Origin of the sequence: Desulfosporosinus paludis (assembly GCF_045689965.1) — a bacterium.
In the GTDB taxonomy this organism is placed as follows: domain Bacteria; phylum Bacillota; class Desulfitobacteriia; order Desulfitobacteriales; family Desulfitobacteriaceae; genus Desulfosporosinus; species Desulfosporosinus paludis.
In genome coordinates this window covers 413349-439868 of sequence record NZ_CP144211.1, presented here as the reverse complement: position 1 = coordinate 439868, position 26520 = coordinate 413349, and the positions used below count along the sequence as shown (strand labels likewise).

Below are 26520 nucleotides of genomic sequence, written 5' to 3'. Positions count from 1 at the left end.
TACGCCTCTCCTTTTACTTTAAGATTTTAGGAGGATAAGTCACATGCCCGAATCAAAAGAAAAGGTCATGCTCGACAAGGTTAAAGATGCGGCAGAATCTGTTGCTAATAAAATTTCTGGCAAGGTCGATGTGGAGTTAGTCGAATCCTTGACCTCAGAAAGAGTTGGATCACATTCAATGTTTATGTCGAGCGGTTGTATAAACTTCGAAAATGGTAAGGCCACGGTCTTAAAGGCCGTTGCCGACGAGCTTATGGGGCTTGGCTTTATTAAAGAATAAGGGAGGAATAATCATTGGATCGTTTAGGAAGCGCGTTCACCAATGCGGTGGCAATCGTCAATAATACGCAAGAATTTACCCTGCACGCCACAGGAGCGGAAACAGCAAGCGGCAATTCGGGAACTTTTGATGTCTCGGAAAACAAGGAAGGACTCCTAATAATTGATATCACTGCAGCATCAGGAACTACCCCAACTGCAAATTTTTACTTTGAAACATTGGATTTCTTGAGTGGAAAATACGTTACGGTTCCAGGTGTGACGATTGCACAGCAAACTGGCGTGGCCACAGTTACTACGGCCGTTACAAACTTTGGCGAAAAAATTCGTTTGCGTTGGGTCCTAGGCGGGACAACTCCTTCGTTTACATTTACAGCAGGATTAACGGCAAAATCCTAATGGATCAAAAAGCATTATCTATTATCGAATCGCATTGTGGTCAATCATTTAGAACTAAGCAAGTTACCGAGCAAATTGAGCTTGCTCGAAACATCGGTAAATTAAACCACAATCCCATTGTGCGAATCAATGAAGTTAAGGCCAGAGCTACAGAATGGGCACAATCGGATGTTTTCGGAGCTTCGGGGTGGGCTAATATCCACCCTGATAGCATTACTCGCATAGATGATCAATTCGAAGTTCCTGGCGGCGTGCTTAACTCATGTTGGACCGAGGCAAAAGTAACCTACACAGTTGGTTATGAAAAATTACCCGAACCGATCCAAAAGGCTTGTAAGTTACTGACGGAAAACTTACAGCATAAAAACATTAATTCTTACAAAATTTCAGCATTACTAACCGAAGAAATTATTGATCTTATTACTCCTTACATGAGGAAGTGATGTATTGAACACCTCATATTTAACGACAAGCGAATACAAACGGGCTCCTACTGGAATTGACCCGACAAGTTTAGATTATCTCTCTGGGCTATCCGATGCAACCGCACAAGATGCAGAATTAGCAAATGTTATCGCCAGGGCAAGTGCATGGATCGATAATTATTGCGAGATGCCGGATGGGTTGTACGCCTCCGTGAATACTGAGATAGTTCCTGTTTTCATTACGAAAGATGGATTCTTACGAATTAAGCCAAAGAATGTGCCCATCATTCAGCTTCAATCGTTCCAGTGGAAAGTATATCCTTCAGCCGAGTGGGTAGTCGTTGATCTAACTAACGTGCAAGTATATGAGCGCCATTTTGAAGTAATGATGTGGTTCCCGTTCTTTAATGGTCCGGCTTTGACTATCGGAAACGCGTACGCCTATCCTGTGAGTGCTCCATATATGCCCTATTTGACCCCAACGGAAACAGGCAAAGTTATGGATATGCAAATCACAACTCAGTACAGCTATATCAACGGTTACCCAAATACAACCATAACTAATAATGTAAACATTGGAGATAATTTTATTACCGTTGATGATGCGACCGGGGTCATTATTGGCACCACAATGACGGTCTACGATGGGCATAACACGGAAAAGATCATGATCCAGGGGATAAATGGCAATATTTTGGCCTTAACAAAACCGTTAATCTTTGCTCATGCCGCCGGAATTGCTATATCTTCTATTCCCGCAGATGTGAAACAAGCCTGCATCCTAATGACTAATTACCTTCTCAAGGAAAAAGGTGTTAATGCAATTGTTTTGCAAGGCGTAAGCAATCCACAAATGCAAAAATACGACGATACAGTGGATATCGATCTAGCCAAGGAAATGTTGCGCCGTTATAAGAGGGTGGTCTGATGTTTCAGATAACAATGGACACCGGACCCGTCGAACAATTAGCCATGGCAGCCACTGCCCTAAATGTGGAGACGATTACTTGGTTAGAAGATATGGCCGGCTGGATCAATAACGACCTTAAAGAACGGGCTCCGGTCAAAACCAGCCGGTTAAAAAACTCAATTAGGTATCAAATCGACCGTAATGCAAATGGAGGGGAAGCGACCTTCTTCTCTGCTTTTTATGGTCCATATCTTGACGAAGGCACAAAACCGCATGTAATTAGCCCAGTTAATGCTAAATGTTTGGTTTTTTCTCGTGGCGGCGAGAAGGTTTTTGCTAGTAGCGTACATCATCCAGGCACTAAACCACTCAACTTTACGCCCCAAACACTTGATGAAGCGGAAAAAGAAGCGGATAGAAAAGCTAGCCTAATGGCAGATAGGATATTTGGGGTGATGGCATGAGTACAAAATCGGTTAAATTATCCATACAAGCAATATTACAGGGAGTGGCAGGAGTTAAATCGGTCTATACTTATCTGCCTCGTGTTCAACAAGGTTCTCTATTTCCCTCTATAGTGATAACCCTTGAAAAAGTCCATGAAAAAGTGGCCTCTATGGGCAATCCGGGACGTAGACAAATCCATTATGTTGCATCTCTATATATCCAAACAATTGACCCAGATCCCAATGGTCAAGCCCTACAGGATAGATTCGACGATATGCTAGATGCCATCGACGTAACCCTGCGGGCCAATAAGGATTTAGGCGGAACAGTATTAAAGAGTGCCTATGAATCCATTGACACCGACTCTTTCCTCCCTCAAGAAGTAGCAGGAAGCGCGTCAATGCTAATGAGAGCCATTAAAACCTTTGACGTAACCGTAGAAATCACAGGTTAGGAGGCATGACATGAAATACAAATATACCGGCAACGAACCAACGCTATTAATCGAACTGCACAAAGAACTTCAACAAGGAGACGTTATTGAGTCGGATATGCCACTTGATAGCGTTTTTTTAATTCTGGTTGAAGAAAAGAAGAAAAAGGAAGGTGATTCCTAATGCCTATTATTTCCTATAATTCTAGAGCTGGTTTAGCAAAGGAAACGACTTGGGGAACTGCAATTACTGCTCCGACAACATGGATACCTTTCAAAACCCTAAAATCAGAGGATGATATCAAACGTGTTATCGATGATGGCATCAGGGGGAATCTGTCGAAGGATTTTGCGTCCTACGCAGGAGTAGCAAGCGCAAAATATGACTTAGATGGGATGGTTTACCCAGATGTTTTTGGCAACCTTCTCTTGGCGATACTTGGGCAGGACTCAGTTTCGGGCACAAGCCCATACACTCATGCCTTTACATTAGCCGCAACTCAGCCGCCTAGTTATACACTGACGGACTATGATGGAGTGAATGAGCGTCAATTTGCCGGTTCGATCCTACAACAACTTGATCTTAAATTTACTACTGAGGGAGAACTATCCAAGTCTACCAAGTGGGTATCGAAACTTTCTACACTTGCTGGATCAATTCATACACCTACGTATGGAACGGTACAGCCAATCGTTGGTTATCAGGCTGCCTTGACGATTGCAGGAGCAGGAAACACTCGCTTGATTGGTGGAGATTTAAGTCTAAAGCGAGATGTGAAGTTTACATTCGGAGCAAACAATTCCCAATCGCCCACAAAGGTAAATGTGGGGAAATTGGAAGTCACAGGCAAGCTCGACTTCGAAATTGATGACTACACTGAACTTCAGTATTACCTCAATGCGACACAACCTATTGTCGTTTTAACGTTTACAAGCGGAGCAAACATTTTGACCATTCAAATGTCCAAGTGTGATTTTGAAAAAATAGCCGGGATTGATCGGTCACAAGAAATGGCTAGAGTCTCGGCGAGTATTCGTGGCATTTACAATACTACAGACGCTGGACCTATCAAAATCTCGTTAGTTAACTCAGTCGCAAGTTATTAATAAATTGGAGGAATTTGAATTATGGCTAACCTTATTAAAATTGATTTATCCGAATTAGGCGAAGGGCAATATGTGGAGATCAAGGATCCCAAGATAATGCCTTATGGATTCCAGAAACAACTTCAAGAGAAATTCAAGAACGATTCCATAGACTCTATATTTGGCGGAACCGAGTTTGCGGTATTAAAACTTATCAAAAACGGCTACGTTCTTGATGAAGATGATAATCCTATTCCTTTCCCAATCAATGCAGAATCCCTTTTGCTCCTGCCTATGCTTGCCATCAATACAGTTATGCTAAAATACGGTGAAATTGCAAAACAAGGGGCCAACATCCCAAACGCCTAAAGGACCAACTCAGCAATTTTCTAATGAAGCGAACGGATCAAGCGCCGAAAGAATATGTCGAGATGGTCTATCGCAGAGAATTTGGATATACCCCAGAGGAAATGGATAAGATCCCGACTTACATCGTTGAGCGGGATCTTTATTTTATGTCCCAGGAGAGCACTATCCAGAAACTTCTCCAAGGAGGTGATTAATTTTGGCCGACAAAGAATCACTATTGAAATTACGTCTTCAGGCAATGAACGAAGCCTCTCCTGCTTTCGAGGGAGTAAGCCAATCCATGAGCGATTTAATAAACGTTGTACAGGAAACATCTCGCTCTATCGAAGAAAGCTTTCGCGGTATAATCTCAACAACTCAGGAGGCCTCCAGAGGAATGGTTACTAGCCTTGATGAAGAAGGCAGAGGAGTCAATGAGTTAAGGAACACTATCGAAACCAGTTTTACTGAAGCCGCAAATGGCATGGCAACCTCAATGCGAGAAATGATGGACGCCTCTCAAGAAGATAGTAGGGCTATCAACGAATCATTTCGTGCCATGGAGGAGGGTTTATCGGCTGTCGTTTTAGCAGTACGAGAAAATACTACCCAAGCAGCAGAAGCCTTTACAAATATGGGGCGGGCATCACAAACCGCACAAGAGCAAACAGTTGGCTTATGGCATGATATGGGCGGAATTATTGGCTTGCAAATGATGGCTGACGAAGCCAGAAAAGCCGGCGAAACATTAGGCCATATGTTCGAGAGCGCTATTACATCTGGAGCCGAATTCGAGGGCAATATGTCTCGAATTAATGCTGTACTAATGAAACGTGAGCCTACTGCAAATATGAAGGAAATGTCGGATGAGGCATTAAGGCTCGGGAGTAATTCAAAATTCAGTGCTAATGAAATAGCCCAAGGGATGTATGACCTTGCCCGTCAAGGCTTAAGTTCGGTGCAAATTCTCGGTGATGGAGTCAATGGCGCTATTGAAGTGACGAATAATCTTGCACAAGCCACAGATTCAAGCATGAGTGAAACCGCAACACTCATTACCGATATTGCAAATGAATATAGCCTATCTGGGCAACAATTATCGAAGGTCGGGGACATAATCTCCGGGGCCATGCACACATCCTCGGCAACTATGAACGACTTCTATAATGCCATGAAGCAAGTAGGCCCCGTGGCTTCGAATATGCACCAGTCAGTCGAAGATGTATCTACCGGCCTAGCCCTCTTGGCTCAACATGGTATTAAGGGATCCCAAGCCGGCACCGCACTTAAGAATATGTTCTTGGGGCTTGAGCCACGAACCCAAAAAGCTGCCGAACTCATGCAAGCCTTAGGAGTAAGTGCAAAGGACGGAGCGTCAGACTCATTCTATCAACTCAATGGCAACTTAAAGCCTATGCCCGATATCTTAGATATTCTCAACCAGAAGTTTGGTGGATTAAACGACAAACAAAAAGAGGCAGCGCTTGCTGCAACCTTTACCAAATACGGACTTGCTGGATTAAACACAGTTGTCACAGAAGGAAGAGATAAGTTTGAAGAGTTAAAGAAAACTCTCTTGGATGAAAATGCCGCCGATATTGCCGCCGAGAAGATGAATAATCTGCAAGGAGATATGATTAGATTGGATGCGGCGACTCAAACGATGTCTAAATCCTTTGGGGATACGCTTCAGGCTCCTATGAGGAACTTAGCACAAACTGCGCAAGGTGCTGTTAAGTGGCTTACGGATTTATCGCCAGCGACAAAGCAAGTCATTATGGTAGTTGGGGGCCTGGCGGCAGTTACATTAACCCTAGCGGGAGTATTGGGAAGTGCAGCCATAGCAATAACTCTTATGCAGCCCGGCTTTACAACATTAGGGGTTGCCGCCCGAATGGTGGGATCGGCCTTTACTGGACTATTGGGAACCGTAAGAGCGACAACGATGGCAGTTGGGGAATTAACGGCTGCAGAGGCTGGAGCTTCAAGTAGTGGGTTACTAGGGATGCTGGGGGGGCTAGGTGGCGGCATTACTTCAGGCTTAAAAGGAATTGGTAGCGTCATTGAAGATGCCGTCAAAGGTCCGTTCAGATTATTGGGAAGCGCCTTTAAAACCATAAAGGAATTCGATACGACATACTTTTTAGCTAACGCTAGGGCTAGCGTAGGATTATTCATTCAGAGCGTAAAGGAAACGCTGAGTATTACAAATATACTCAATACCGTAAAGGGGGCGTTTTCGACCTTTGGTGAGTTTGTAATGGGGTTAGGGCCCAAAATATTAGCATTTGTCAGGACGGCTTTCTCATGGGAGGGTATCACAGCCGCTGCAAGCACAGCCCTAGAAGTGATAACAGGTCCCTGGGGAATGTTGGTATTGGGCATCGCTGCTGGCGTTGGTGCAATCATAGCAAACTGGGACACTATCAAAGGATGGGTAACTGAACACTTCGGTAAAACAATCCCGATGTCATGGAGCCAACTCAAGGACGATGCGGTCAATATATTTAACAGCTTAAAACAGTTCTTTGCCTCGATTTGGGATAGTATTCAACAAAAAATTACTGAAGTTTGGAATTATATTGGTCCAACAATCACAAATGCAATCAAAACCATTTCTGACTATTGGAAACAAATTTGGCCCGAACTTAAAGATTTATTCGTTGAAGTATGGCACTTAATGGCCGTTGCGCTAGCTCCGGCGGCTGCACTTATCGGAACAATAATTGTCGCCGCCCTTGGTCTCATTAAAGGTGCGTGGCAAGATGCATGGAATGCGATTAAGGATGCCTTAAAACTTGTTTGGGATTTAATCGTAGGTGTCTTAAGAGTAGCGTGGGATGTAGTTAGCGGAATATTCAAAGTGGCACTAGATATTTTAACTGGACATTGGTCTGATGCGTGGCACGATATGCTTAATACTATTAAAAACGTCTTTGGTGACGTAATGAACTTGTTTACAAACTTCTTAAATAATGCGTTCGACTTTGGGAAGAATCTTGTCCTTATGATCGCGCATGGTATCGAGGGGGCTATCGGATCAGTTATTCAAGCTGCCTCCAATGTAGCCAGCGCTATAAAAAATCAACTTGGTTTCCATAGCCCTACAAAAGAAGGACCTGCAAGTGACTCAGATACTTGGGCACCCAACTTTGCCAATATGTTTGCTAGCGGGCTAAAAGAAGGGGCACAAAAAATACAATATGCCGCTAATTTAATGATTACTCCCCTAGCGGATCAAGTTAATGGTCTTATCAAGGGTAATTCCCCCATTAGCAATACTATGTCAATTAGTAATAATATCGGAGCAAGCAACAATCAATCAGCCTCACATACCTTCAATATTTACGTTAATAGCCCGTCTAATAATGGTGGGCAAATCGGCACTGATATAGCAACAGCTTTGCGCCAACAATACAATTTCGCAATCTAAAAGCCGGGGCATAAACCCCGGCCAATTAAATCTTGCTTAATAAAATTGCTTTCTTTTGCTCGAATTCTCCATTTGTAATTATCCCATCTTTCAGCAGATCTGATAACCTTCTAATTTGGTCAAGAATATCAGGTGCATTGATAGCCATTTGTTGATTATTACTATGGAAATCCATAAGCGCGCGTATGGTTATAACCGCTCTTTCAAATTTACCTCGATCATTTTTGTCTATAACAATTGAATTCGACGCATTGACAACATTGTTTAACCCAATGCCAACGATCTTTTGTGTACTGCCAGAATAAACCTCAAAAGACCCTGATAAAAGATTGAATTTAATCTCAACTCCGGTAATCTTTCCATAGGGAAATTGGGTAACTTTTGACCCAAATGTTGCGCCGCCCATAAATCCGGCCTTGAAAATATAAAGCCCCTTAGATGTTGCAACTAGAACGTGATCATTTGAGTAATTATTAATCTGAATATAAATTTCTTCTCCAGGAACTATATTTTGCTTAACACCATTAAGTATCTTCTTGTTTTTGATTGGTTCAATTATCTTTTCACTTTCAGAGATGACCAAATTAACCCCCTCCACATTCCTAATATTTTCCTCAACTATAAACCTTTGGACAAACTTATGTAAAGTAAAAAATCAAAGGAAGTGTTCAAAATGACATTAGAAGAAAGAATGGAAGCCTTAGAAAAGAAAATGGCTGACTTAGAGCGACAACTCCAAGAACAGCCAGAAAAGTCAAGATGTATTGCGGGAGAAGTTTTGGTCGATGCAATCAGGAAGTCGTTTAACTTCAAAATTTAACTTGGTTTACAATATCAGCCATATACTTTTCAACGGATTCATAGATTGCAATCTTTGTAATTTTAATCAATTCTTCATTGGAAAGCTCTTCAACATTCTTATCCATTCCACGAACAAGCTTATCAACAATACGGTTAACATCCGATTGAGTAAAAGACATAAAATCACCCCCTTTCCTTTTGAGTAGACACGCATCTTCTCAATTCGTCAGGGGGTTTCCTATTTCCTGCCATTATTAGCCAAGGAGGTGATCCTCATTCCTTCCACCACAACAATAACAATCGCCGGAGCAGACTATACCAAATATATTGACCTTGAATCTGTCGAGGTAGATAACTCAGCCGTTATGACCGCTGATATTATGAAATTTACCGTTACCCTCCGTGGTGAATTACCAAGGCCCACAGATGGCAATGAAGTAATTTGGCTAAATGATGCGGGGACAAGGGAATTTGGCGGAGTAGTAACTACTGTTGTAGAGGATGACATTGGGACAGACCTTGTATATACCGTCACGGCTCAAAGCTATGAACGCTGGCTAGATCGGCACTTGGTCATTAATTATTATGACTCCATGTATGCTGATGCAATGGTAAAACTAATTGCATCTTCTTTTTGTCCGGGCTTTACAACAAACAATGTACAACCTGGTTTTTTAATTCCTCCGATCTACTTCAATTATATTAAACCTTCGGAGGCGATAAAGAAAATTGCAGATCAACTGGAATTTGGTTGGTATGTTGACTATTACAAAGATGTGCATTTCTATCCAGTGGAAACCTTTGTTTCTCCACTACCCAATAACACCCTAAATGCTGACACTGACACGCAAAATTATAGCGACTTAGAATTTACGGAAGACGGTTCACAGAAGAAAACTAGGATTTACATGAAGGGCTTTAAGGCTAGGCAGAGCACTCCGGTAACATTGAACTTTACCGGTGATGGGCAGACAATGCAATGGAATTTGGGCTATAAACCGTCAAGGGAAACAGGAGACGTAAGCGTTACCGTTGGCGGAACACCTTTGACTATTAAACGTGATATGGCAGACGGTTCACCAGGCCAAAACCTCACAGATACAACCTCTGCTTATATCAATTACAGTAATAACATGTTTAGGTTGAATTACGCTCCCGCGAGTGGAGTTGCCATATCGGTGACAATGTATTATCTCACGGACTCTATCTTCATGAGAGAGGATCCTGCAGCGCAACAGGAAGCAGCGGCAACAGACGGTAATGGTGATGGTCGGTATGAATACGCGAATACGGAACCATCTTCATCTCAAGCCACTGTAGACGCAATTAATGCTCGTGGCAATATGCTCCTTTATAAATATGCTTACCCTCAATTAACTGGCACTTTCAATTCCTTTACTCAAGGATGGAGAGCGGGCCAGTATTTTTATATCAACTCAGTACGGCGAATGGATGGAATGAACAACCAGCAAATGTATGTTCAATCCGTGACAAAAACCATCGTTAAGGCCGATGATGATGGCTTAATGATTCAATATGCAGTAACAATTGCCAATACCCCATACCTCGTTTAGGAGGACTAAACAATGACAAGCAATGATCAATTTATGGTCCAAATGCTCAAGAGTTTGCATGGCAGACTTGATGACATGGACGATAGCTCTTTCGACAATACGGTGTTACAATTTTTTGCCTCACCATACGACAAAGCAACAGTTACCGACATTATTAATACTTGGGTACAACCATCGAGTATTCAAGAAAATATTTCAAAGATAGTCACATTAACTGACATAATTTCCAGCGCCACTATGGTTGATTCTGATATTTATTGGGGATCTCCAAATTGGTCTTGGGGATCTGGTCATTATGCCTCGGGATATTCAATGGGCGTAATGGGTGTGCCTACGCCGCAAAAATAAATAAAGGGAGTGAGAACATTGATTGAACGGGCTGGCTTTGTCGGCATAGTCAAAACAAAGACCATTGACGCCGAAACGCTTAAAGTGGTCGCTGAAAAAGAATACCGAAACAAGATTAACAATTATCTCTTGCAATCAGTTGTTAAATGGCTAACCGGCGGAGGGGCCGTAATTCCTCCAACACAGATAAGCCTTGGTAACGGATTAGGCACGCCTGCGGCTAATGATCCTGGATTATGGTCCCCAATCTCTGGAACTCTCAAAACAGCCGATTACATCCAAGTTTATCAAACGTTCTATGCTCAATATGCCCATACTTACCAAGCAACAGACCCCTCAGGACAGTATACAGAAATCCTTCTGAGCGATACGAACGGCAATCCATGGTGTCACGTGGCAGTAAACGATTATAAATCTACAAGTCAGCTCTATACTGTTCAGTGGCAAATCCTCTTCCAGGGCAATTAAGGAGGTGTTCACGTGCCTTTTAAACAAATTGCTAATGGTTTGGCAAATAAACCCTTAGCGTCAGATGTAAATCAACTAATCAAAGCCCTTATCGCTCAAGCCGATATTGGGCCAATGTCATTATGCGCTCCCTCCTCCGCACCTATCGCCCCATCCCTAAGTATTGGAAGCGCAGGCGTACTCAATGGAGCATATAAATACCAGCTAGTCTACGCTACTGGCTGGAAAGAAGATAACGGCAACATATGGATATCTGGTTTTGTCCCCGGTCCTGAAGCTTCGATTTCGCCAGCTAATCAACAAGTGACGGGAACTAGCCCAGTAATCGCAGTGCCTATTGTCGCAACTCTCGTTTATCGTACTGCCGCAAATGGCGCTAGTGGAACTGAAAAGTTTGCTCTTGCTCTAACAAGTGGATTACCCTGGACAGATAACGTTGCCGATGCGGCACTGGGAACAGGAATGCCAAGTTGGAATGGTACGGCAATTCCAGCGAGTGTGCCCAATGCAAATAGTTCAGGAACGCGATTAGCGCAATTATCTTTGTATGAAGATTTCATCCAAGGCACAACTCAATACCCAACTTTTACGGGCAACCAAATCACTCAAATCCTCCACAAAGATTCAGGAGGCAACGTCCTGAGAACTGATTTGTTTAAGTATTTGACGTTAGCCAGTTTAATTAATAATGGCAGTTTTGAAAATGGAACAACGGGATGGACCAATTCCGGTGGGACCATAGATGCTTCTGTATATAAATTTGGAACTCAATCCCTTAAATTTACTGCGAATGGGCAAACGGCGGTACAAACAATTACCATACCTAATGGTCATATTTGCTATGCAGCCACAAGTTACAATGCTAATCTAGGATCAGCCGCTGGACAATTATGCGCGTTTGATGGTGATGGTGTATCCAATCCAGTAGCAACAAGTTTGGGTCCGACAACAAGCGGGTGGGCTTATTCATCCTTAAGAAAAACAGCAGCATCAGGCGGGATTTCCATTAGGCTGGCTCAATATACCACGGGCATAATTAATTTTGATGGAGTTATCATTCTAGACCTTACGTCCATCTATGGTGCAGGAAACGAACCAACTCAAGCGCAGATGGATGCAATTATGAATCTCTACGGCGGGTTCATCGACACAACTCCGGTTCAAAGAATTGAAGAAACAAGAACACTAATCACAGGGGAAGCACTATCCTGTGCTTATAATTTTGACCCCTATTGGAATCTGGTTGCGGAGGTGATCGTCTGATGGATGCATTAACTTACAGCGCAATAAAAGCAAAAGGGCTAAGGTGGCAGCTATTTACAGCGTCAGGCACGTTTACCGTCCCTACAGGTGTAACAAAAGTTCGTGTATCTGCTCTAGCCGGTTGTGGTGGCGGCGGTGGAGGAGCGGGAGGAAATGTTAGCACTAGCGTAGGGGGCACAGCCGGGAGCAATGGAAACTCTGGAGGGATAACAAGTTTTGGAAGCCTGCTATCCTTATCTGGAGGTACAGGAGGTATTGGCGCTCCTGCTCCTCCGGCTAACACAGGTAGCTCATCTGGGGGCATTGGTGGATCGGGTGGGGCAGCATCATTAAACGGTACATCATTGTTGTTTACTTCTGCGGGCGGAATTGGCTATCAAGGAGCTACGGCTACAGGTACTAGCGGGGCGGCTGGAGGGTCAGGAGCATGGGGAGCTGGTGCTGGGGGTACAGGTTCAAGCGGTTGGGGGATAGGTGGCGGCGGTGGCGGAGGGGGCGGAGCCGGGGGTAAGGCCGATCACTATCCAATAGATATTACAGGATACTCAAGCATAGCCGTTACGATAGGAGCGGGGGGTACAGGAGGCGCAGGAGGTACAGGGGGAGCGACGGGCGCAACAGGTCAAAGTGGTGTATTAATCGTCGAGTGGGACGCTTAGGAGGGATATAGCATGAGATATGCTCAGATTTTTAGCAATAAGGCGTGGTGGATATTTGAGGCTGATGCAATGCCTGTATTCGCTCCTGATATAGTGACAAAAGATATAACAAATTTAAATCCACAGCCGCAAGAAGGTTGGGATTATGACTCGGCAACAGATAACTTTAGCGCACCAGTTATTCCTCAACCAACTCTAGCCGATGCACAGCAAGCAAGGAAAGATCAGATAACTGCTTTGTATAATAAAAAGCTTGCGGCAGGCTTTACGTCTAGCACAAGCGGTACGGAAAAAACATACCCTTATAATTCAACAGCAGAACAAACTTTCGATGAACTTTATCTAATGATGTCAAACAATAAGGTAACTTATCCTCGAAATGTTTATGATATTAACGATAATCCCATTCCGTTTAATGATCAAACAAGTTTAATGGCTTTATTCAATGACGTTCTGATGTTTAAAGCCACAAACAATACTAAAATGCATGGATATTTATCTCAAGTCAACGCATGTACGGCCATAGATCAAGTCAACGCAATAACGGTCCAGTTTTAAACGCCTTAAGGGTGTTATTTTTATTTTAAGGAGGCGGTAAAATGTCCTTTGCAATCCCCGATGACGTTAATGGAGTACCTTATATTGCCAACCTTGATGCATCTAATAATCCTGCTGTACCCTCGGAAATAGAAGTTACTGAGCCAGGTAATGTTCACGTGGCTGAAGCCGCAACTAGGCGCCAGCAACAAATACTAACCACAGCTCCCCTTACTGGTAACGCAACGTATACTTCCCCCGCAATCGATTCCCTGGCTGTTCCCCAAGACAACATGGTTTGCGCTCACGTCTACGCAGATCAACCGGGCACGCTCTACATGGACGTTTCCATGGACAACACAAACTGGAACCTCACTCAGGCAAGTGTTGCCGTCTCGGCAGGCGTGGCAGCAACTATTCCTTGGCAAGCACCTTTAGATCGGTACTATCGCTTTAGATATGTGAATGGGGCCAATGCTCAGGGAACGTTTAGGCTTTCGACGAGTGCAATGAGTGTGGCAGGACCGCAGAATGTTAATGCTTCTATTACTGGGAGTTTAGCGAATGATGGACTAACGCCTGGAGCAGGAGACGTAGCGCAATTTAACCAGGACTTTAATGGAGCGACTTGGGATAAGCAAAGAGGAAACACTGAATTAACATTATTAGCTAGTGCAGCTAGAACATCCTCAACCGTCTCACCTACGCAAACTAACTATAATGCAAAAGGTATAATTGTGTGGATCAACGTAACAGCCGCAAGTGGTACAGGAGGATTACAGGTAATAGTACAAGGAGGGCATCCTCTTATAGGGGGTTATGCTCCATGGTTAACTGCGGCACCAGCCGCAATAACATCGACTGGGGTAAGAGGGTATGCATTTTATCCCGGTATATCTACAGTCGCTGGTACCGGCATTAACGTTGCGATAAATGGTATTCTTCCTCGCACCTTTTCCGTGCTCGTTCAACATGGAGATTCATCGAGCTACACGTACGCATTAGGGGCATCGCTTATTTTATAAAGTTAGGAGGGCTAATATAATGCAATATTTAACCGCCGAGCAACAACCAACTCAGTATTACTTTCAAGTGTGGATGGACTCGGCTAAAACTCTAGCAGGCAGCAAGACACCAGATCCCAATTATGTGCGAGAATATTGTTGGACATTAATTCCACCAGAGGGACAAACAGCGACTCAATATCTAGCAAATATTAAAAATGAGATAACCTTATTGGTACAGGCAGAATTAGCAAGTATGGCGAACCCCGTTCAATCTGTAACGCCATTGACGGGATTCTAACCTTCGCTAAAGACCCAAAAGCCGAATCATCAAACGCTCTGAAATAAGGGGCGTTTTTCTTATACCCAAAAGGAGGGATAGAGTGGATCTCAAGATAGGAGACATTCTAGCAGTTAAGGGAAATGGTTTGATCTCTGAGGCTATCGAAGCTGTAGAGCATAGCCAATACTCACATATTGCTGGATATGTCGGCAATGGGCAATTGATCGAGGCTGAGGGGTTCCGCAAGACGGGCTATGCTCTCCTGAGCAAGTACAAAGGCATAGCAGACGTATTTGGATGTGATGAAGCAACTGACTACCAGAGACAGCAAATGCTTAAGCTTGCTCAATGGAACATTGGCGGCCATTACGACTATGTTTTACTCGGAATTGAATTAGTTCGTTATGAATTAGGCGTATGGTTACCTTACAAGGAAGTGCCCAAGATTAGGGTTTGCTCAACGCTCTGGGCTGGAATCTATCGTGATGTTGGGCTTGATAAATGGAAAGGCATTAAATATCCAAGTCCAGGCGATATACCTAAGCCATTACGTTATAAGGGTAGCATTTAGGAGGGGGTAAAGTGGATCAGGTAACAGTATCGTATATCGTGGCAGCTGGAGCGCTTGGCGGAGTCATATTTGGATATGTCGGCTATGTAAGCGGAGTCAAAAAGGACACTTATGTAGCAGGAGAAAAAACAGGCGAGCAACAAGCCGATACTTCCTACATCAAAAAACGCGTTGACGACATACTGCTTGAACAGCGCGACACAAACCGAAAGCTAGAGGGCCACGGGGCGGAATTATCCGACCATGCAGTAAAAATAGCCCGCCTCGAAGAGTCTGCAAAATCTGCTCATAAACGGATTGATACCCTTGAAGAGAAGGGCTAACCTTCGATGGCACTAAGAAGCTTGTCTACATATATTAGAAGAAAGGAGAGGATATGCATGGTTGAAGCGCACATCATGAAGCGAACTATCATAGAAGTAGTTATTGACCCATCCCACGTTGACCGTACCGAATCGCCGGAATTTCGACGTAACAAAGAACGTCTCAAAGAAGACGGCCATTATAAATGCTGGGTATGCGGAAGTACAGAAGATCTCCAAGTACACCATATGGCAGAGTGGCTGTTTGCCAATGATATTGACTTTAACAAGCTGAAAGCCTTTGTTGAAGAGTGGGACATTTATGGATATGGCCGGCTTTTAAAAAATCAACCCTTAACTACAGTAGATGATTTAAGGTGCCTCGTGGTACTTTGCCAGCATCATCATACAGGTGTCGATCATGAGGATGGAAATAGCGGCACAGGAATTCACAGCATGACGTTTCCAGCGTGGTTGGTGCAAAAGTTAGCAAAGGATGGTTGCGATCCGATACCCCAGCAGGGAGAAACAGCAGAGCAAGTTTTGGAGGAGGTGCAAGCCATTGATTCGAAAATGGAATGATTGGCTAGCCGCAAAAATCACTCAAGGCATGGCTACTATGTGGTGTGCCTATGCATTTTTGTTTTGGAGCTTAATTCCCTTAGTTTTCCCTGCAGCTCAAAGCGTGGTGTTCTACGTTTCGGGCGGGATCATTCAACTTGTCGCACTCAGCTTGATTATGGTTGGGCAAGACGTTCTTGGTCGTGGCTCCATACGGCAGGCTAAGGAAACTCATGATGTAGTTATGATTGAAAGAGAAATGCTTAAAAAGGAGCTTTACCTTGCCAACATGGAGCGAAAAGAAACAAAGCATTTGCACCAACTAGCCCTGAAGGAGCTTATCGAACTGAAGGAACTCAATAAGAAAATATCAGGGACAGAAGAAAAGAAGGTAACGATAGGGTCATAGAGTCATCCGAAAGGGCGGCTCTTTTGTTTTTAAAACGAAAGGAGGAAACCGCAATTGAAAGATTCCTTAATCATATTTTTTGCCTAGATAACTTGGAGCTGTTAGGTCAACTACCTGACAGCTCTATAGATTTAATCTACTGTGATATACTCTACAACACCGGAAAATGCTTCAATGATTTTGACGATAATCTAGGAACAATTGATCAATCTTTGGGGTTTTATCGACCAAGGCTCAAGGAAATGGCTAGGGTTCTAAAACCAACCGGAAGTATTTATATCCACTGCGACTATAGGCTTTCTCATTACCTAAAGGTTGAATTAGATAATGTTTTTGGTATTAACAACTTTAGGAATGAGATTATTTGGTGTTATGCAGGGGGAGGAATCCCCAAGAACGATTTCCCTCGAAAACATGATGTCATTCTAAGATATTCAAAAACAGATAACTACTTTTACCAACCGATATATCACCCATACTCAAAAGGGACCCTACAGCGCGGAAGAACAAAAGTTAAAGGCAAATACGCCGAACAAGGATTAAGGAAAGAAGGGACCCCTGTCAATGATTGGTGGGATGATATAAAACCAATTTGCAGCCCAACAGACAAGGAAAGGATTGGATATGATACCCAAAAGCCAAAAGCACTCCTTGAAAGAATAATAAAGGCAAGTTCCAATGTCGGTGATGTAGTCGCCGATTTTTTTATAGGCTCGGGAACCTCACTTGTTATTGCCAAGGAGTTAGGGAGGAATTATGTGGGGTGCGACATTAATCCTAGGTCAATTGATGTCGCTAATCAGAGATTGAAAGGAGTGAATTGTAATGACTTATAACATCCAGCAGAACCTTATCCCCGGATTACCCAAAGAACCCTACACCAATGGACATTACATTGGTGTAATCGCCCACTCGACGGACGTTTACTACGACACTCCAGATAGCGAGAGAAACTACGAACAGTCTCATTGGAAAGATGCCTTTGTGCATTTCTTCGTCGGTTCAGGGAAAATCGAGCAGGTAGCAGACACCAGCTGTATCGCTTATGGTGCTGGAAAAACAGCTAATCATCTTGGTTATGCTCAAGTAGAGTTGTGTCAAACTTACGATTCGGCTCAGTTTGCCCAGGATTACGCTATGTATGTCTGGTTGCTGGCTAAACTCCTACATGACCGGGGGTTAGGCATGATCAATGGGGTTACATTGATGTCTCACGCTGAAGTGTCAGCTAAATGGGGCGAGACCGATCATACAGATCCTATTGATTACCTAGCGAGCCATGGTAAGTCATGGGCTAATGTGGTCGCAGATGTGGCCGAACAATATAAAGGAATGGATGTGGTAGAGTTGGATTTCGCAGTTGTTTATTTTACCGTCAATGATTTTACGGTCGCCAAGGATATCGCCGATCTTCACGGAGGATGCGCTATGTTCTGTCGGAATGGGAATGCAAGTGTTAATCCGGACGCGAAGAAAGCTGCGAAAGTGTTTAATGTTGGCGGACCAGCACTTGGTTGGGCTAATGAGGTTTATCTGTCGGGGAATAAGGCTCTGGATACCGTTGTTGCGGTGGCAAATGCTTATACTGATGGGAAGTTAGCTTAAAAAGTATTTGGGGTGGCAACCATGGAAGACTGCCTTAATAAAATAATCCAAGGCGATTGCCTTGAAGCAATGAAGACAATCCCTGATAAATCCGCAAACATGATTCTTTGTGACTTGCCTTATGGAACTACTTCAAGGAATAAATGGGATATTATAATTCCTTTTGAGCCGCTTTGGGAGCAATACAAACGAATTATCAAAGACAATGGTGCAATTTTACTTTTTGCGGATGAGCCTTTTACGAGTCAATTGATATTAAGTAACCTTAAAATGTTTAAGCAAAGAATAACTTGGGATAAAGATAAGGGATATGGGTTCTTAAATTCCCACAAAATGCTAATGAAGCAAACCGAGGATATTTGTTTATTCTATAAAAAACGTTGTACCTATAATCCTCAAATGACTGATGCCAAGCCTCAAAACATTAGACCAGAATGTTCCGGAAATGCCTCATTAAATTACGGAAATCATCTACCTAAGCACGATAAAGACTACAATAAAACAAAGCGATACCCAACAAACTTAATAAAATTTTCTTCTGCTGTAGGGGAGTGTAATAATTTAAACAGATTACACCCAACCCAAAAACCAGTAGAATTGTGCGAATACCTAATCAAAACTTACACAAACCCCGGCGAAATAGTCCTTGATAATTGCATCGGCTCAGGAACCACGGCCATAGCCGCCTTGAATACGGGGCGGCATTTCATTGGAATCGAAAAAGAGCCAAAGTATGTGGAAATAGCCAATAATCGAATTGCAAACTTTAATGTAACCCTTCCTCACTCCCGGCAATCAAAATAAGAAAGAAGGAAATATCAATGGATAAATATATCGGAGTTAAAATCATTCACGCAGAGCCAGCAACACACGGGGAATACTCAATCGAAAAATACGGAGAATCTACCAATAGCGAATTTAGCATCCAGAACAAAGATTCCGAAGGCTACAAAGTCGTTTATGAGGACGGTTACGTAAGCTGGTCTCCCAAGGATGTTTTCGAAGAAGCTTATCGTAAAACTGATGGGTTAACTTTTGGCTTAGCCCTTGAAGGCGTGAAAAAGGCATGGGAATGCGCTTACCTCAATGGGCTTCTGACGTAGTTATTAGAGCACAATTCCCCGATGAGCATAGCAAGATGACCGCACCTTACTTATATGTAGAGAGTCGTTTTGGGAGAGTTCCATGGAAGGAAACAATGATCGAGTTGTTTTCAGATAAGTGGCAGTTAGTAGACTAATTACGTTACCTTTCCTGTCCCGGCAGACAGGATTAAAACAGAGCAGGTCAGAAATGACCTGCTTTTCATATTGCCGAAAATTTGAGGAGGGATATTTATCATGGACGTTCAATCAATTATTTCTAGTGGTCTTTCCGATATCGCAATGGCCCTCGTTAGCGCTCTTATCGCGCTTGCTGGCTTCTATCTTAAGAAACACTTCACGGCTAAGCAACTTGCCACGGCTGGAAGTATTGCTTCTGATGCTGTCAATTTTGCCACTCAAGCCGCCAAGAAACATGGCATAGCACTAGACTTAGGTAAATACAATGCGGCTCTTGGTAAGGCCAAAGAACTCGGCACAAAAGCCGGAATTAAGATGACCGATTCACAGTGGGAAGGCTTAATTGAAAGTGCATACAAACAATCTAAAGACCAATTAGCGCAATTAGTTGGAACTGCTACTCCTTACACTCAAGATGAAATTACTAATATGATTCAAAATGAAGTTCAAAAATTTAAAGACGAAGTGCAGAAGGCTGTACCAAATGTGCCAGTTGATGTAATCGCCGATGCAGTTAAGGAACAAATTGGTAAGATGAATCTGACGGTTAATGTGGCGACTCCTGCGCCTGCTCCTGCTTCCGAAAACACTAACCCTGCACAATAAATAACCAGCGTTGCCGGACGCTATAGCATGACGAAAGCCCACTTCCTTGATTGGAGGTGGGCTTTTTTAGTTTTTTTATAATTCATCAGGACCATTCGGCGGAACGAGATATTCCCTGAGATTCCCTAAAATCTCATAATTAGATGGGCCAATTTTTCTCATGTTGATAGTGTTTCGGGCGACGGGGGCAATAGCAAACCTGATCTGCTTAAAATAATAATATCCATCTGCAAGATGAGCCATAGGCTTAATGCTTTCGGCCATGGATCTAATCATTTTCCATTTTTGATCGGACTTTCGAACGACAAAAGTACAAGTACGGCTATTCGGAATTGTGGCTCCATAAGCCACGAAATCAATGTTGTTTTCTCCGAATAGGTTTGCGAGTTCTAACGATTTTTCTTTCGCATCTGGGCCAGAAAACTCAAAGATCATTAATTTTTCAAAAAAGGGGTACAGATTACATATATCGTTATATCCCATATTTTCACCCCTTATAAATATAGCATAGAATAAGTATTATATGTAATTGCCAAAGATCAAATATATATCAAGGCCAGCCATGCACGGCCGGATCTATGCGGATCCCCGCGACCTTTACCGGAGCTTTATTCTTCATTCCACAAATGTCCGCATTACATACTTCAAGGCTTCCGCATTTGGGACAAATAATCATTTCTTTTCCTCCTTAGCTCTGGGCATCGTGGCACATGGTTTGGCTATTACCTTCTCTTCAACTTTCCAGAGTTCGGTATCTTATTTAACTTATCGTCAAGCTTAACAGGCCCAGGATTAAAAGGCTTATCCAAAGTGTGCAGGTAGCGCCCACAATAAACACGTTTTCCACTGGGGATCATGATCGTATATCCTATCCAATCGTTCTGATCGCGGCTGACAATTTTCGTCTTCATGGTGGACGCTCCTTTCTTATATCGATATTGGATATTACTTAACCTTTCCCCATGCGCAAAGCTTTTTGTTGCAAATGTCTTTGAGATAACAATCCTTACAAACTCTTTTCATGTCTCATTCCTCCTTGCGTCGGTATTGGTCCTGGCTGGCCGCAATATTTTTAGTAGATTCGATTAGCGTACCTGTAACCAAAAACGAAGATGAAGATTTTTGTATCAAGTTCGACGTTTATCCACCAATTGGAAAGTTGTTCGTCACTCATCTCGTTAAAAAGAACGTTCATGATTCCGCTGTTTTGATACATTTTTCTTCCTCCTTTGCGCCGGTATTGGCCCCGGCTGGCCTTTGGTTATCTATTGGTAAGCATTGCTTTTACCATTTTATTCACATCGGGTATTTGTACTTCATTTAATCCATGTGTAAATGTGGTGGAAATCAAGGAGGGATATCTGGTATAAAATCCGTTAAAATATGGCTTTTCCCAAGGTTGAGCTTTAATGTATAGGCAATCATTAGAGTAAAATCCTTTACTACAATCATCTTGTGTAAGTTTAAACCCATTTCGTATACAATCTGCTAGGTTTTCAGCTATTTCTATTCTTTCGATTAATATTTCAGCAAGAGTATTATTTTGCATTTTTTTAAGTCTTTGCTTGGTTGTCTTAGTTGCTTTTACCATCTTCATTTCCCCCTCATCGATTTATTCCGTCTTCTTGAAATTATATTACACCTTCGCGGAAGTAATGTCAATGGCCTTAGCGTAATTACTTACTATTTCACGAAAATAATTTACAACTTAGCGTAAGTATGATATGCTCTTTCTAGGATTAAAGGGAGGGCATGGGATGATTACTTATGAACCACTACGTATACTCATGGTGAAAAGAAAACTGAAGAAAATGGATGTCGTCAATCAATGCGGATTGTCGCCAACGACAGCATCCAAGCTATGGAATGATGAATATGTAGCCTTATCCGTAATTGATAGGCTTTGTAATTTACTTGACTGCAATGTGGGGGATATATTAGAGCATAAAAAAGACGCCGAAGATTCGACGTCGAAATAAGAGAAGGAGGAGGGAGTAGATAAATGGGAGACAATATGACGTATGTCGTAAAGGACGAGAAAGGCAATTTTGTGTCAAGCAAATATTTATTAATTAAAAAAGGTAAAAGCGTTATTGCTACGGAATCCCGTAAGTACTTAACAAATGGTTATTACGTTCCTGCCACTCTCGAAAATGCCGAGAAGGAATTAGCAGAACTTAATTTATTAAATGAGCAATATCAATTACATAAGACTTTTCGTATCGAAAGAATTAATAGAAGAGAGGTTCTATTCCAAGAATCAAAGATGAATTTACCGCCACACCATTTACCTCAACCTAATGATGCAATCATAATAACGCCAGTACTAGAAATTGATGAAGATATTATGTCAACCGAAGCTGAGTGGATGCTAAATACCGAATATGAAGGCGCGCAGAAGCAGTTATTAGTTAATAAATACGAAAGAAATCCAAAGATAAGAAAACAAGCAATAAAAATTCATGGCACTCAATGCATGGCTTGCCGGTTTGATTTTGAGAAAAAATACGGAGTTCATGGTAAAATGTTTATCGAAGTTCATCATACTGTACCACTTTGCGAAGTTAAAGACGAGCATTCCGTAAACCCCAAAACAGATACAGTGGTGCTATGCGCAAATTGTCATCGAATGGTTCATCGCGATCATAAGAACCCACTAACATTGGAACAATTGATCATTATCCTAGAAAAAGCCCGGAAGTCCGCGGAGGAGGGAACTTCCAAGTGAAAATCCTAGCCAAACCCATTTCTGTCCTAGCATATTTTAAGGCCGACGGAACACCCCAACCTCTACGAATGACACTCAACGATAAAGAACTTAAAATTGAGCAGGTGATCTCCGTAACCGAGGAAAAACTAGCCGGCAATAGAATGCTTGTCTTTAGGTGCCAGAGCGAGATTAACGGAGAGCTGCGACCGTTCGAACTGAAGTATGAACTGAATACCTGCAAGTGGATGTTGTGGAAGATGTAACACTTGGACTACTTAGGTAATAAGATATATTGCAGCCATTCATTCATTCTCCTTTTCAGCCCCTCATCGAAAGATGGGGGCCTATTATTTTTTGGTATATCCTTTTTAATCTCGGATAAAATAAACTTGGCAATAACCTACTGTTTTATATATCCCCTAAGCTTGCTCTCATCGGTAACGGTGGGAGTTTCTTTATGCCAAAATAAATAGCCCTCAGCGGTTAGCCAAGGGCTAATAAGAAGATTTACCATATCGAACGATGTATGATCGAATCAAACGGCTGATGAACCTCAAATAACTTGGGCTTCTTTTCTTCAACTCGTTCAGCCATAACATCAATAGAAGCCTGATTCCAAAGCGAATTCTCTCGCTTAATTTCTAATGCTCGTTCTTTCTTCATTTGATCAAGAATTGGCTTAAGGACGATAGTACCGGCGATATGACCCGCTAACTTTGTGCCTTTACCCATCACTACACCCCCAATAACGATGCATCTGTTGTTCGAAAACAGACTTCCGATAAGTTATTGCTAGAGCTTCCTTAGTGCCTCGATCCTGCCAAAGGATAGAATCATCTATGCAGGGGCGCTCACATCTCAATGGTCTGCCACTGGCTTTATCAAATACCATAACTCCCCAATCATTTTCATCATTAACATTCTCGTACTTAGGTTCAGAGAAATGATCATCCAAAATATTAGCTAACGAGTGCCCGGAGCGGAAATCACTTGCGATTTTTTGACGGTCCCGAATTGCTTCTTCTTTCTTCTTGTCGGTGTCCCAATATACTTTTGAGTGATTGGCTATATAACGATCTAGCAAGCTCATCTTTATCCCAACCTTTCCATTCTTCCCATCCGATAAGGGCATCACCATGAGTACCGCGAGCCTTAAGGAAGTAATCTGGATTATCTCTCCATCCTAAAGAGTGAGAGTATAGTTGTCTTTGAGGGAACACTTCTTCTAAGACTTGCTGAACTTCTTCGCCTGGTAATTCGAGCAAGGATTTCCTTTCGACAACAGCATCGAACATCAATGTAATTACCTCCTTAAACTAATTCTAAAGATAACCTCTTCGGAGCAATTTGAACAATTCTTATATTCTTTATCATCTTTCGATAAATCTAAATCGCATCCAGGAAGAAAAACCATAAGTGAATGGCAATAAGGGCAATTCATTTCTATTACCTTATTACACAATTTTTCTTGGCAATCGTCGCATAGACTCATTTCCTACCCCCTTAATATCCTGAAAATATCTTTCTTGACTTGTTCAATACTGGCAATCTTAAAATCAAGGTCGCTTTTAATAATTAATTCTTCATCGGTGACAATCAAAATAGTAGGGAAGATAGCGGTATTTCCTTTAATCGCAGACCATTCTTCACGAATCCAATTTGAATCATAAACTTTCTGGTATTGCTCAGGCTTATTAAATCGCTTGCTCGGATATCGTTCAACTTCTACGAATATGACTTTCCTGCCCTTGCGATCAGGCTCCAGGTATATATTAGCCATAGCATCAGCAACAACTATGCCGCCAAGAATTTCATATCTCCATTTCCATTCGATAATCTGCCACGATTTTTTCTGAGAGAGAAGGGCACAATAAACTTCATTAACGAGTAGGACGTGATCAAGTTGTTTCGGTTTGCGGGAATAATAGATTGAGGGAAGTTGCGGGGAGAGCTGCCATTTTTTAATGCGCCTTTGTTTTTCCAGCCTCGAAAGAGCATAAAGCATTATTCTTTTTGAAGATTTTCTTTTGGGAATTATGATCTGTTCAATTTGCTTTCTGGTGAAAGCTGTTCCTGCATAGATAAGCTGTACTATATGCTCATCTCGACGCTGTCCATAAGCAACACAATTTGTCCCCTTGAATCTACTTAAAGGCTCGTTCACTATTCACTCACTCCTTCACGCATCCCTTCACACCGGTATTCACGCCCAGTGGTTGTACCAGACGTAATTTCGGGCGCTGCGTGGGCATTTTTTCAGGCAGCAAGTCGCATAAGTGCTCTATATCTGTTATTTTTTTAATCTCGTCAGTCTGTATAAGTTCTTTTGCAACCTTGATGATCTCTTGCTTGGCTTCCGATTGTGCCTTTTGTGGTTTTTGATAGCGTGACATGATCTTCACTATTTCATCGTCATTGATATAAGGAACTTGGACTAATACCTCATCTTTGGCCCTAAACAGCGCTCTGCCTTCGATTTCACCATCAATAGACATAGCACCTTCCCAATCATCTTCGCCTAAGATTACCCGAGCTGAAACAGGATTGCATTTGAACGCTATAACGGCAGGAATATTATTCTTCATAGTTCCGTCAATTAAATTGGCTGTTGGCCTATGGCAACTCATGATAACGTGGACTCCAGCGCCTCTAGCTTCACCAGTAACCTTCTTTAGCTTCTCGCGAACAGATTTATATTCCTTACCTTCTAGTTTTGTAAGTTCGTCAATAAAAAATATGATATGAGGTAATTTATCTTTAGGATTTCGCTTGTTGTATGGCTTAATATCTGCACAGTGATTATTCTTGAATAGCTGATAACGTTTTCCGATTTCGATAGATAATAAATCAACTTCAGGCTCAACTTTCTCGGGATCGCTAATTTTACGATCAACTAATAAAGGATTTTCCCCAAGAGCATCTATGTCTACGCCGTGTTTTAAATCACAAAGCCATAGTCTAACATCATCCCGGGTATACCGCATGTGTAGGCAAGCAAACATTAACCTTGCAAGGGTGGATTTTCCTCCTCCTGTTGCCCCTCCTATTAATAGGTGGGGAAATGTATTAGATGATATTTCAAGCTGCTCTAATCCCCTCCTGGACCATCCTACGACTAGCCAAATACCGTTATCCTTCATCTTTTCTGCCTCGTTTGTATAAGCTATAAAGTTTAGTAAGTGACCTGATAAAACAGTAAGAGAAAAATGTGCTTTAGGATCATTTTCTAGCAGCTTAAACAAAACTTCGCTCTTAAGATCAAACTCAATATCGTTAATTGACTTTGTAAGCTTGGAGTGACTTAATCCTGTTGGAATCCTGTACTTAAACACTCGATTATGCCCGTTCCATCCCTTATCTATGAGCCTAGGGTACTCCTTGCTTACATAGTCCTTGCCGCGTTCCTTGGTCTCAACACAGACATCGTTTCGCTTCCAGCAGAGCATTATTCGAGATGGGAAAGAATCGCTATCTTTGCCGAGATGAGAGAGAGTGAAGCGGCCTAGTTTAACGAGAAGGGAAGAGGTCATGCCGATTAGATCAGGCTTAACGGCTGAAGACGCTTTCTTTTCGACCAAATCATTCACTCCTTTCAAATGCGATAAGATAAAGCGTTTAATTCATCAACAAGTTTTTCGATTCTCTCGGTGCAATCATCATCTCCCAATTTATATTCAAGAGCATTAGATAACCAAGTAACTATCTCGTAATCCGTGACGTTGTACTTATTAAGCAACTCAACCAAAGACTTGTTCATTCTTCGCATCCTCCTATCA

44 protein-coding genes are annotated in these 26520 nt (G+C 42.4%); 32 read left to right on the top strand and 12 right to left on the bottom strand.

What is annotated here, in order from left to right; genetic code table 11:
* Positions 1-43 precede the first annotated feature (43 nt).
* From VZF35_RS02135 to VZF35_RS02085, 11 genes are read left to right on the top strand one after another with little or no spacing between them, the layout of a single operon-like run.
* Positions 44-280, top strand: coding sequence for a hypothetical protein (locus VZF35_RS02135; RefSeq protein ID WP_407310529.1), 237 nt, complete (start codon positions 44-46; stop codon positions 278-280).
* 14 nt (positions 281-294) lie between these two features.
* Positions 295-678: a hypothetical protein gene (locus VZF35_RS02130; protein WP_407310527.1), complete on the top strand. Its 384-nt coding sequence runs from the start codon at positions 295-297 to the stop codon at positions 676-678.
* Positions 678-1121 carry a hypothetical protein gene (locus VZF35_RS02125; protein WP_407310526.1) on the top strand — a complete coding sequence of 148 codons (444 nt, stop codon included), beginning with the start codon at positions 678-680 and terminating at the stop codon, positions 1119-1121. The genes VZF35_RS02130 and VZF35_RS02125 overlap by 1 nt, the downstream gene beginning before the upstream one ends.
* 4 nt (positions 1122-1125) lie before the next feature.
* A complete protein-coding gene (locus VZF35_RS02120) occupies positions 1126-2031 on the top strand; it encodes a hypothetical protein (protein WP_407310524.1) in 906 nt (301 codons plus the stop codon).
* Positions 2031-2477 carry a hypothetical protein gene (locus VZF35_RS02115; RefSeq protein ID WP_407310522.1) on the top strand — a complete coding sequence of 149 codons (447 nt, stop codon included), beginning with the start codon at positions 2031-2033 and terminating at the stop codon, positions 2475-2477. Before VZF35_RS02120 ends, VZF35_RS02115 begins: the two co-directional genes overlap by 1 nt.
* Positions 2474-2914, top strand: coding sequence for a hypothetical protein (locus VZF35_RS02110; protein ID WP_407310520.1), 441 nt, complete (start codon positions 2474-2476; stop codon positions 2912-2914). The genes VZF35_RS02115 and VZF35_RS02110 overlap by 4 nt, the downstream gene beginning before the upstream one ends.
* 10 nt (positions 2915-2924) lie before the next feature.
* A complete protein-coding gene (locus VZF35_RS02105; RefSeq protein WP_407310518.1) occupies positions 2925-3077 on the top strand; it encodes a hypothetical protein in 153 nt (50 codons plus the stop codon).
* Complete coding sequence (locus VZF35_RS02100) at positions 3077-4000, top strand: phage tail tube protein (protein ID WP_407310516.1); 924 nt, start codon at positions 3077-3079, stop codon at positions 3998-4000. The genes VZF35_RS02105 and VZF35_RS02100 overlap by 1 nt, the downstream gene beginning before the upstream one ends.
* A 21-nt stretch (positions 4001-4021) precedes the next feature.
* Entirely contained in the window at positions 4022-4348 is a 327-nt protein-coding gene (locus VZF35_RS02095; protein ID WP_407310514.1) for a hypothetical protein, read from the top strand.
* A 23-nt stretch (positions 4349-4371) separates the two neighbouring features.
* On the top strand, positions 4372-4542 hold the full coding sequence (locus VZF35_RS02090) for a hypothetical protein (protein ID WP_407310512.1): 171 nt from the start codon (positions 4372-4374) through the stop codon (positions 4540-4542).
* A 2-nt stretch (positions 4543-4544) separates the two neighbouring features.
* A complete protein-coding gene (locus VZF35_RS02085; protein WP_407310510.1) occupies positions 4545-7760 on the top strand; it encodes a phage tail tape measure protein in 3216 nt (1071 codons plus the stop codon).
* A 25-nt stretch (positions 7761-7785) separates the two neighbouring features.
* Here VZF35_RS02085 and VZF35_RS02080 read toward each other — a convergent pair whose 3' ends face one another.
* Positions 7786-8343, bottom strand: a complete 558-nt coding sequence (locus tag VZF35_RS02080; RefSeq protein ID WP_407310508.1) for an SHOCT domain-containing protein — start codon at positions 8341-8343, stop codon at positions 7786-7788.
* 90 nt (positions 8344-8433) lie between these two features.
* Between VZF35_RS02080 and VZF35_RS02075 the strand changes: the two genes are divergently transcribed.
* The gene (locus VZF35_RS02075) at positions 8434-8580 is read left to right on the top strand and encodes a hypothetical protein (RefSeq protein ID WP_407310506.1); all 147 of its coding nucleotides are present in this window, start codon (positions 8434-8436) and stop codon (positions 8578-8580) included.
* On the opposite strand, the gene VZF35_RS02070 is transcribed toward VZF35_RS02075, so the two are convergent.
* A complete protein-coding gene (locus tag VZF35_RS02070; RefSeq protein WP_407310504.1) occupies positions 8570-8740 on the bottom strand; it encodes a hypothetical protein in 171 nt (56 codons plus the stop codon). The two genes, VZF35_RS02075 and VZF35_RS02070, sit on opposite strands and share 11 nt — an antisense overlap.
* Positions 8741-8827: 87 nt before the next feature.
* On the opposite strand from VZF35_RS02070, the gene VZF35_RS02065 reads away from it, so the two are divergent.
* The 17 genes from VZF35_RS02065 (at position 8828) to VZF35_RS01985 (ending at position 20034) form a co-directional block, all read left to right on the top strand.
* Complete coding sequence (locus VZF35_RS02065) at positions 8828-10135, top strand: hypothetical protein (RefSeq protein WP_407310502.1); 1308 nt, start codon at positions 8828-8830, stop codon at positions 10133-10135.
* A 12-nt stretch (positions 10136-10147) separates the two neighbouring features.
* A complete protein-coding gene (locus tag VZF35_RS02060; RefSeq protein WP_407310500.1) occupies positions 10148-10483 on the top strand; it encodes a hypothetical protein in 336 nt (111 codons plus the stop codon).
* An 18-nt stretch (positions 10484-10501) separates the two neighbouring features.
* On the top strand, positions 10502-10951 hold the full coding sequence (locus VZF35_RS02055; RefSeq protein ID WP_407310498.1) for a hypothetical protein: 450 nt from the start codon (positions 10502-10504) through the stop codon (positions 10949-10951).
* 12 nt (positions 10952-10963) lie between these two features.
* Positions 10964-12214, top strand: a complete 1251-nt coding sequence (locus VZF35_RS02050; protein ID WP_407310496.1) for a hypothetical protein — start codon at positions 10964-10966, stop codon at positions 12212-12214.
* Positions 12214-12873: a hypothetical protein gene (locus tag VZF35_RS02045; protein ID WP_407310494.1), complete on the top strand. Its 660-nt coding sequence runs from the start codon at positions 12214-12216 to the stop codon at positions 12871-12873. Before VZF35_RS02050 ends, VZF35_RS02045 begins: the two co-directional genes overlap by 1 nt.
* Before the next feature lie 12 nt (positions 12874-12885).
* The gene (locus VZF35_RS02040; RefSeq protein WP_407310492.1) at positions 12886-13431 is read left to right on the top strand and encodes a hypothetical protein; all 546 of its coding nucleotides are present in this window, start codon (positions 12886-12888) and stop codon (positions 13429-13431) included.
* Between the two features lie 41 nt (positions 13432-13472).
* Positions 13473-14435, top strand: coding sequence for a hypothetical protein (locus tag VZF35_RS02035; RefSeq protein ID WP_407310490.1), 963 nt, complete (start codon positions 13473-13475; stop codon positions 14433-14435).
* A gap of 19 nt (positions 14436-14454) precedes the next feature.
* On the top strand, positions 14455-14715 hold the full coding sequence (locus VZF35_RS02030) for a hypothetical protein (RefSeq protein WP_407310488.1): 261 nt from the start codon (positions 14455-14457) through the stop codon (positions 14713-14715).
* 82 nt (positions 14716-14797) lie between these two features.
* Positions 14798-15268 carry a hypothetical protein gene (locus VZF35_RS02025; RefSeq protein ID WP_407310486.1) on the top strand — a complete coding sequence of 157 codons (471 nt, stop codon included), beginning with the start codon at positions 14798-14800 and terminating at the stop codon, positions 15266-15268.
* Between the two features lie 11 nt (positions 15269-15279).
* On the top strand, positions 15280-15591 hold the full coding sequence (locus tag VZF35_RS02020) for a hypothetical protein (protein ID WP_407310484.1): 312 nt from the start codon (positions 15280-15282) through the stop codon (positions 15589-15591).
* A gap of 57 nt (positions 15592-15648) precedes the next feature.
* On the top strand, positions 15649-16152 hold the full coding sequence (locus VZF35_RS02015) for a hypothetical protein (RefSeq protein WP_407310482.1): 504 nt from the start codon (positions 15649-15651) through the stop codon (positions 16150-16152).
* Positions 16133-16540, top strand: coding sequence for a hypothetical protein (locus tag VZF35_RS02010; RefSeq protein WP_407310480.1), 408 nt, complete (start codon positions 16133-16135; stop codon positions 16538-16540). Before VZF35_RS02015 ends, VZF35_RS02010 begins: the two co-directional genes overlap by 20 nt.
* Before the next feature lie 23 nt (positions 16541-16563).
* A complete protein-coding gene (locus tag VZF35_RS02005) occupies positions 16564-17376 on the top strand; it encodes a DNA-methyltransferase (protein ID WP_407310478.1) in 813 nt (270 codons plus the stop codon).
* On the top strand, positions 17366-18145 hold the full coding sequence (locus VZF35_RS02000; RefSeq protein WP_407310476.1) for an N-acetylmuramoyl-L-alanine amidase: 780 nt from the start codon (positions 17366-17368) through the stop codon (positions 18143-18145). Before VZF35_RS02005 ends, VZF35_RS02000 begins: the two co-directional genes overlap by 11 nt.
* A 21-nt stretch (positions 18146-18166) precedes the next feature.
* Positions 18167-18949 carry a DNA-methyltransferase gene (locus VZF35_RS01995; RefSeq protein ID WP_407314408.1) on the top strand — a complete coding sequence of 261 codons (783 nt, stop codon included), beginning with the start codon at positions 18167-18169 and terminating at the stop codon, positions 18947-18949.
* A gap of 17 nt (positions 18950-18966) precedes the next feature.
* Positions 18967-19248 carry a hypothetical protein gene (locus tag VZF35_RS01990; RefSeq protein WP_407310474.1) on the top strand — a complete coding sequence of 94 codons (282 nt, stop codon included), beginning with the start codon at positions 18967-18969 and terminating at the stop codon, positions 19246-19248.
* A gap of 237 nt (positions 19249-19485) precedes the next feature.
* Positions 19486-20034 carry a phage holin, LLH family gene (locus tag VZF35_RS01985; protein WP_407310472.1) on the top strand — a complete coding sequence of 183 codons (549 nt, stop codon included), beginning with the start codon at positions 19486-19488 and terminating at the stop codon, positions 20032-20034.
* Positions 20035-20109: 75 nt separating this feature from the next.
* On the opposite strand, the gene VZF35_RS01980 is transcribed toward VZF35_RS01985, so the two are convergent.
* The 5 genes from VZF35_RS01980 to VZF35_RS01960 form a co-directional block, all read right to left on the bottom strand.
* Positions 20110-20517, bottom strand: coding sequence for a hypothetical protein (locus VZF35_RS01980; protein ID WP_407310470.1), 408 nt, complete (start codon positions 20515-20517; stop codon positions 20110-20112).
* A 67-nt stretch (positions 20518-20584) separates the two neighbouring features.
* The gene (locus tag VZF35_RS01975; protein ID WP_407310468.1) at positions 20585-20710 is read right to left on the bottom strand and encodes a hypothetical protein; all 126 of its coding nucleotides are present in this window, start codon (positions 20708-20710) and stop codon (positions 20585-20587) included.
* Between the two features lie 46 nt (positions 20711-20756).
* Positions 20757-20945 carry a hypothetical protein gene (locus VZF35_RS01970; RefSeq protein ID WP_407310466.1) on the bottom strand — a complete coding sequence of 63 codons (189 nt, stop codon included), beginning with the start codon at positions 20943-20945 and terminating at the stop codon, positions 20757-20759.
* Between the two features lie 161 nt (positions 20946-21106).
* The gene (locus VZF35_RS01965; protein ID WP_407310464.1) at positions 21107-21250 is read right to left on the bottom strand and encodes a hypothetical protein; all 144 of its coding nucleotides are present in this window, start codon (positions 21248-21250) and stop codon (positions 21107-21109) included.
* Between the two features lie 45 nt (positions 21251-21295).
* A complete protein-coding gene (locus VZF35_RS01960) occupies positions 21296-21625 on the bottom strand; it encodes a hypothetical protein (RefSeq protein WP_407310462.1) in 330 nt (109 codons plus the stop codon).
* 166 nt (positions 21626-21791) lie between these two features.
* Between VZF35_RS01960 and VZF35_RS01955 the strand changes: the two genes are divergently transcribed.
* The 3 genes from VZF35_RS01955 to VZF35_RS01945 are packed head-to-tail and all read left to right on the top strand — an operon-like array spanning position 21792 to position 23007.
* On the top strand, positions 21792-22013 hold the full coding sequence (locus VZF35_RS01955) for a helix-turn-helix domain-containing protein (RefSeq protein ID WP_407310460.1): 222 nt from the start codon (positions 21792-21794) through the stop codon (positions 22011-22013).
* Between the two features lie 23 nt (positions 22014-22036).
* Positions 22037-22762 carry a hypothetical protein gene (locus tag VZF35_RS01950; RefSeq protein ID WP_407310457.1) on the top strand — a complete coding sequence of 242 codons (726 nt, stop codon included), beginning with the start codon at positions 22037-22039 and terminating at the stop codon, positions 22760-22762.
* On the top strand, positions 22759-23007 hold the full coding sequence (locus tag VZF35_RS01945) for a hypothetical protein (RefSeq protein WP_407310455.1): 249 nt from the start codon (positions 22759-22761) through the stop codon (positions 23005-23007). Before VZF35_RS01950 ends, VZF35_RS01945 begins: the two co-directional genes overlap by 4 nt.
* Positions 23008-23251: 244 nt before the next feature.
* On the opposite strand, the gene VZF35_RS01940 is transcribed toward VZF35_RS01945, so the two are convergent.
* From VZF35_RS01940 to VZF35_RS01920, 5 genes are all read right to left on the bottom strand, one after another.
* Positions 23252-23476 carry a hypothetical protein gene (locus VZF35_RS01940; protein WP_407310453.1) on the bottom strand — a complete coding sequence of 75 codons (225 nt, stop codon included), beginning with the start codon at positions 23474-23476 and terminating at the stop codon, positions 23252-23254.
* 254 nt (positions 23477-23730) lie between these two features.
* Positions 23731-24039, bottom strand: coding sequence for a hypothetical protein (locus VZF35_RS01935; RefSeq protein ID WP_407310451.1), 309 nt, complete (start codon positions 24037-24039; stop codon positions 23731-23733).
* A 200-nt stretch (positions 24040-24239) separates the two neighbouring features.
* Positions 24240-24908 (bottom strand): hypothetical protein, encoded by a 669-nt coding sequence (locus VZF35_RS01930; RefSeq protein ID WP_407310449.1) that lies wholly within the window; start codon positions 24906-24908, stop codon positions 24240-24242.
* Positions 24909-24915: 7 nt separating this feature from the next.
* Complete coding sequence (locus VZF35_RS01925; RefSeq protein ID WP_407310447.1) at positions 24916-26322, bottom strand: FtsK/SpoIIIE domain-containing protein; 1407 nt, start codon at positions 26320-26322, stop codon at positions 24916-24918.
* 14 nt (positions 26323-26336) lie between these two features.
* Entirely contained in the window at positions 26337-26510 is a 174-nt protein-coding gene (locus VZF35_RS01920; RefSeq protein ID WP_407310445.1) for a hypothetical protein, read from the bottom strand.
* Positions 26511-26520 lie beyond the last annotated feature (10 nt).

What these genes read in the sequence shown, in the direction of transcription:
- VZF35_RS01990 (WP_407310474.1), top strand. Translation starts at nt 18,967, where the DNA reads ATGGATAAATATATCGGAGTTAAAATCATTCACGCAGAGCCAGCAACA.
- VZF35_RS01935 (WP_407310451.1), bottom strand. Translation starts at nt 24,039, where the DNA reads ATGTTCGATGCTGTTGTCGAAAGGAAATCCTTGCTCGAATTACCAGGC.
- VZF35_RS02045 (WP_407310494.1), top strand. Translation starts at nt 12,214, where the DNA reads ATGGATGCATTAACTTACAGCGCAATAAAAGCAAAAGGGCTAAGGTGG.
- VZF35_RS01955 (WP_407310460.1), top strand. Translation starts at nt 21,792, where the DNA reads ATGATTACTTATGAACCACTACGTATACTCATGGTGAAAAGAAAACTG.
- VZF35_RS02115 (WP_407310522.1), top strand. Translation starts at nt 2,031, where the DNA reads ATGTTTCAGATAACAATGGACACCGGACCCGTCGAACAATTAGCCATG.
- VZF35_RS01995 (WP_407314408.1), top strand. Translation starts at nt 18,167, where the DNA reads ATGGAAGACTGCCTTAATAAAATAATCCAAGGCGATTGCCTTGAAGCA.
- VZF35_RS01950 (WP_407310457.1), top strand. Translation starts at nt 22,037, where the DNA reads ATGGGAGACAATATGACGTATGTCGTAAAGGACGAGAAAGGCAATTTT.
- VZF35_RS02035 (WP_407310490.1), top strand. Translation starts at nt 13,473, where the DNA reads ATGTCCTTTGCAATCCCCGATGACGTTAATGGAGTACCTTATATTGCC.
- VZF35_RS02125 (WP_407310526.1), top strand. Translation starts at nt 678, where the DNA reads ATGGATCAAAAAGCATTATCTATTATCGAATCGCATTGTGGTCAATCA.
- VZF35_RS02030 (WP_407310488.1), top strand. Translation starts at nt 14,455, where the DNA reads ATGCAATATTTAACCGCCGAGCAACAACCAACTCAGTATTACTTTCAA.
- VZF35_RS01960 (WP_407310462.1), bottom strand. Translation starts at nt 21,625, where the DNA reads ATGGTAAAAGCAACTAAGACAACCAAGCAAAGACTTAAAAAAATGCAA.
- VZF35_RS01920 (WP_407310445.1), bottom strand. Translation starts at nt 26,510, where the DNA reads ATGCGAAGAATGAACAAGTCTTTGGTTGAGTTGCTTAATAAGTACAAC.
- VZF35_RS02000 (WP_407310476.1), top strand. Translation starts at nt 17,366, where the DNA reads ATGACTTATAACATCCAGCAGAACCTTATCCCCGGATTACCCAAAGAA.
- VZF35_RS02110 (WP_407310520.1), top strand. Translation starts at nt 2,474, where the DNA reads ATGAGTACAAAATCGGTTAAATTATCCATACAAGCAATATTACAGGGA.
- VZF35_RS01970 (WP_407310466.1), bottom strand. Translation starts at nt 20,945, where the DNA reads ATGAAGACGAAAATTGTCAGCCGCGATCAGAACGATTGGATAGGATAT.
- VZF35_RS02090 (WP_407310512.1), top strand. Translation starts at nt 4,372, where the DNA reads ATGAAGCGAACGGATCAAGCGCCGAAAGAATATGTCGAGATGGTCTAT.
- VZF35_RS02060 (WP_407310500.1), top strand. Translation starts at nt 10,148, where the DNA reads ATGACAAGCAATGATCAATTTATGGTCCAAATGCTCAAGAGTTTGCAT.
- VZF35_RS02135 (WP_407310529.1), top strand. Translation starts at nt 44, where the DNA reads ATGCCCGAATCAAAAGAAAAGGTCATGCTCGACAAGGTTAAAGATGCG.
- VZF35_RS02075 (WP_407310506.1), top strand. Translation starts at nt 8,434, where the DNA reads ATGACATTAGAAGAAAGAATGGAAGCCTTAGAAAAGAAAATGGCTGAC.
- VZF35_RS01980 (WP_407310470.1), bottom strand. Translation starts at nt 20,517, where the DNA reads ATGGGATATAACGATATATGTAATCTGTACCCCTTTTTTGAAAAATTA.
- VZF35_RS02105 (WP_407310518.1), top strand. Translation starts at nt 2,925, where the DNA reads ATGAAATACAAATATACCGGCAACGAACCAACGCTATTAATCGAACTG.
- VZF35_RS01985 (WP_407310472.1), top strand. Translation starts at nt 19,486, where the DNA reads ATGGACGTTCAATCAATTATTTCTAGTGGTCTTTCCGATATCGCAATG.
- VZF35_RS02095 (WP_407310514.1), top strand. Translation starts at nt 4,022, where the DNA reads ATGGCTAACCTTATTAAAATTGATTTATCCGAATTAGGCGAAGGGCAA.
- VZF35_RS02040 (WP_407310492.1), top strand. Translation starts at nt 12,886, where the DNA reads ATGAGATATGCTCAGATTTTTAGCAATAAGGCGTGGTGGATATTTGAG.
- VZF35_RS02015 (WP_407310482.1), top strand. Translation starts at nt 15,649, where the DNA reads ATGGTTGAAGCGCACATCATGAAGCGAACTATCATAGAAGTAGTTATT.
- VZF35_RS01965 (WP_407310464.1), bottom strand. Translation starts at nt 21,250, where the DNA reads ATGTATCAAAACAGCGGAATCATGAACGTTCTTTTTAACGAGATGAGT.
- VZF35_RS01975 (WP_407310468.1), bottom strand. Translation starts at nt 20,710, where the DNA reads ATGATTATTTGTCCCAAATGCGGAAGCCTTGAAGTATGTAATGCGGAC.
- VZF35_RS02100 (WP_407310516.1), top strand. Translation starts at nt 3,077, where the DNA reads ATGCCTATTATTTCCTATAATTCTAGAGCTGGTTTAGCAAAGGAAACG.
- VZF35_RS02070 (WP_407310504.1), bottom strand. Translation starts at nt 8,740, where the DNA reads ATGTCTTTTACTCAATCGGATGTTAACCGTATTGTTGATAAGCTTGTT.
- VZF35_RS01940 (WP_407310453.1), bottom strand. Translation starts at nt 23,476, where the DNA reads ATGGGTAAAGGCACAAAGTTAGCGGGTCATATCGCCGGTACTATCGTC.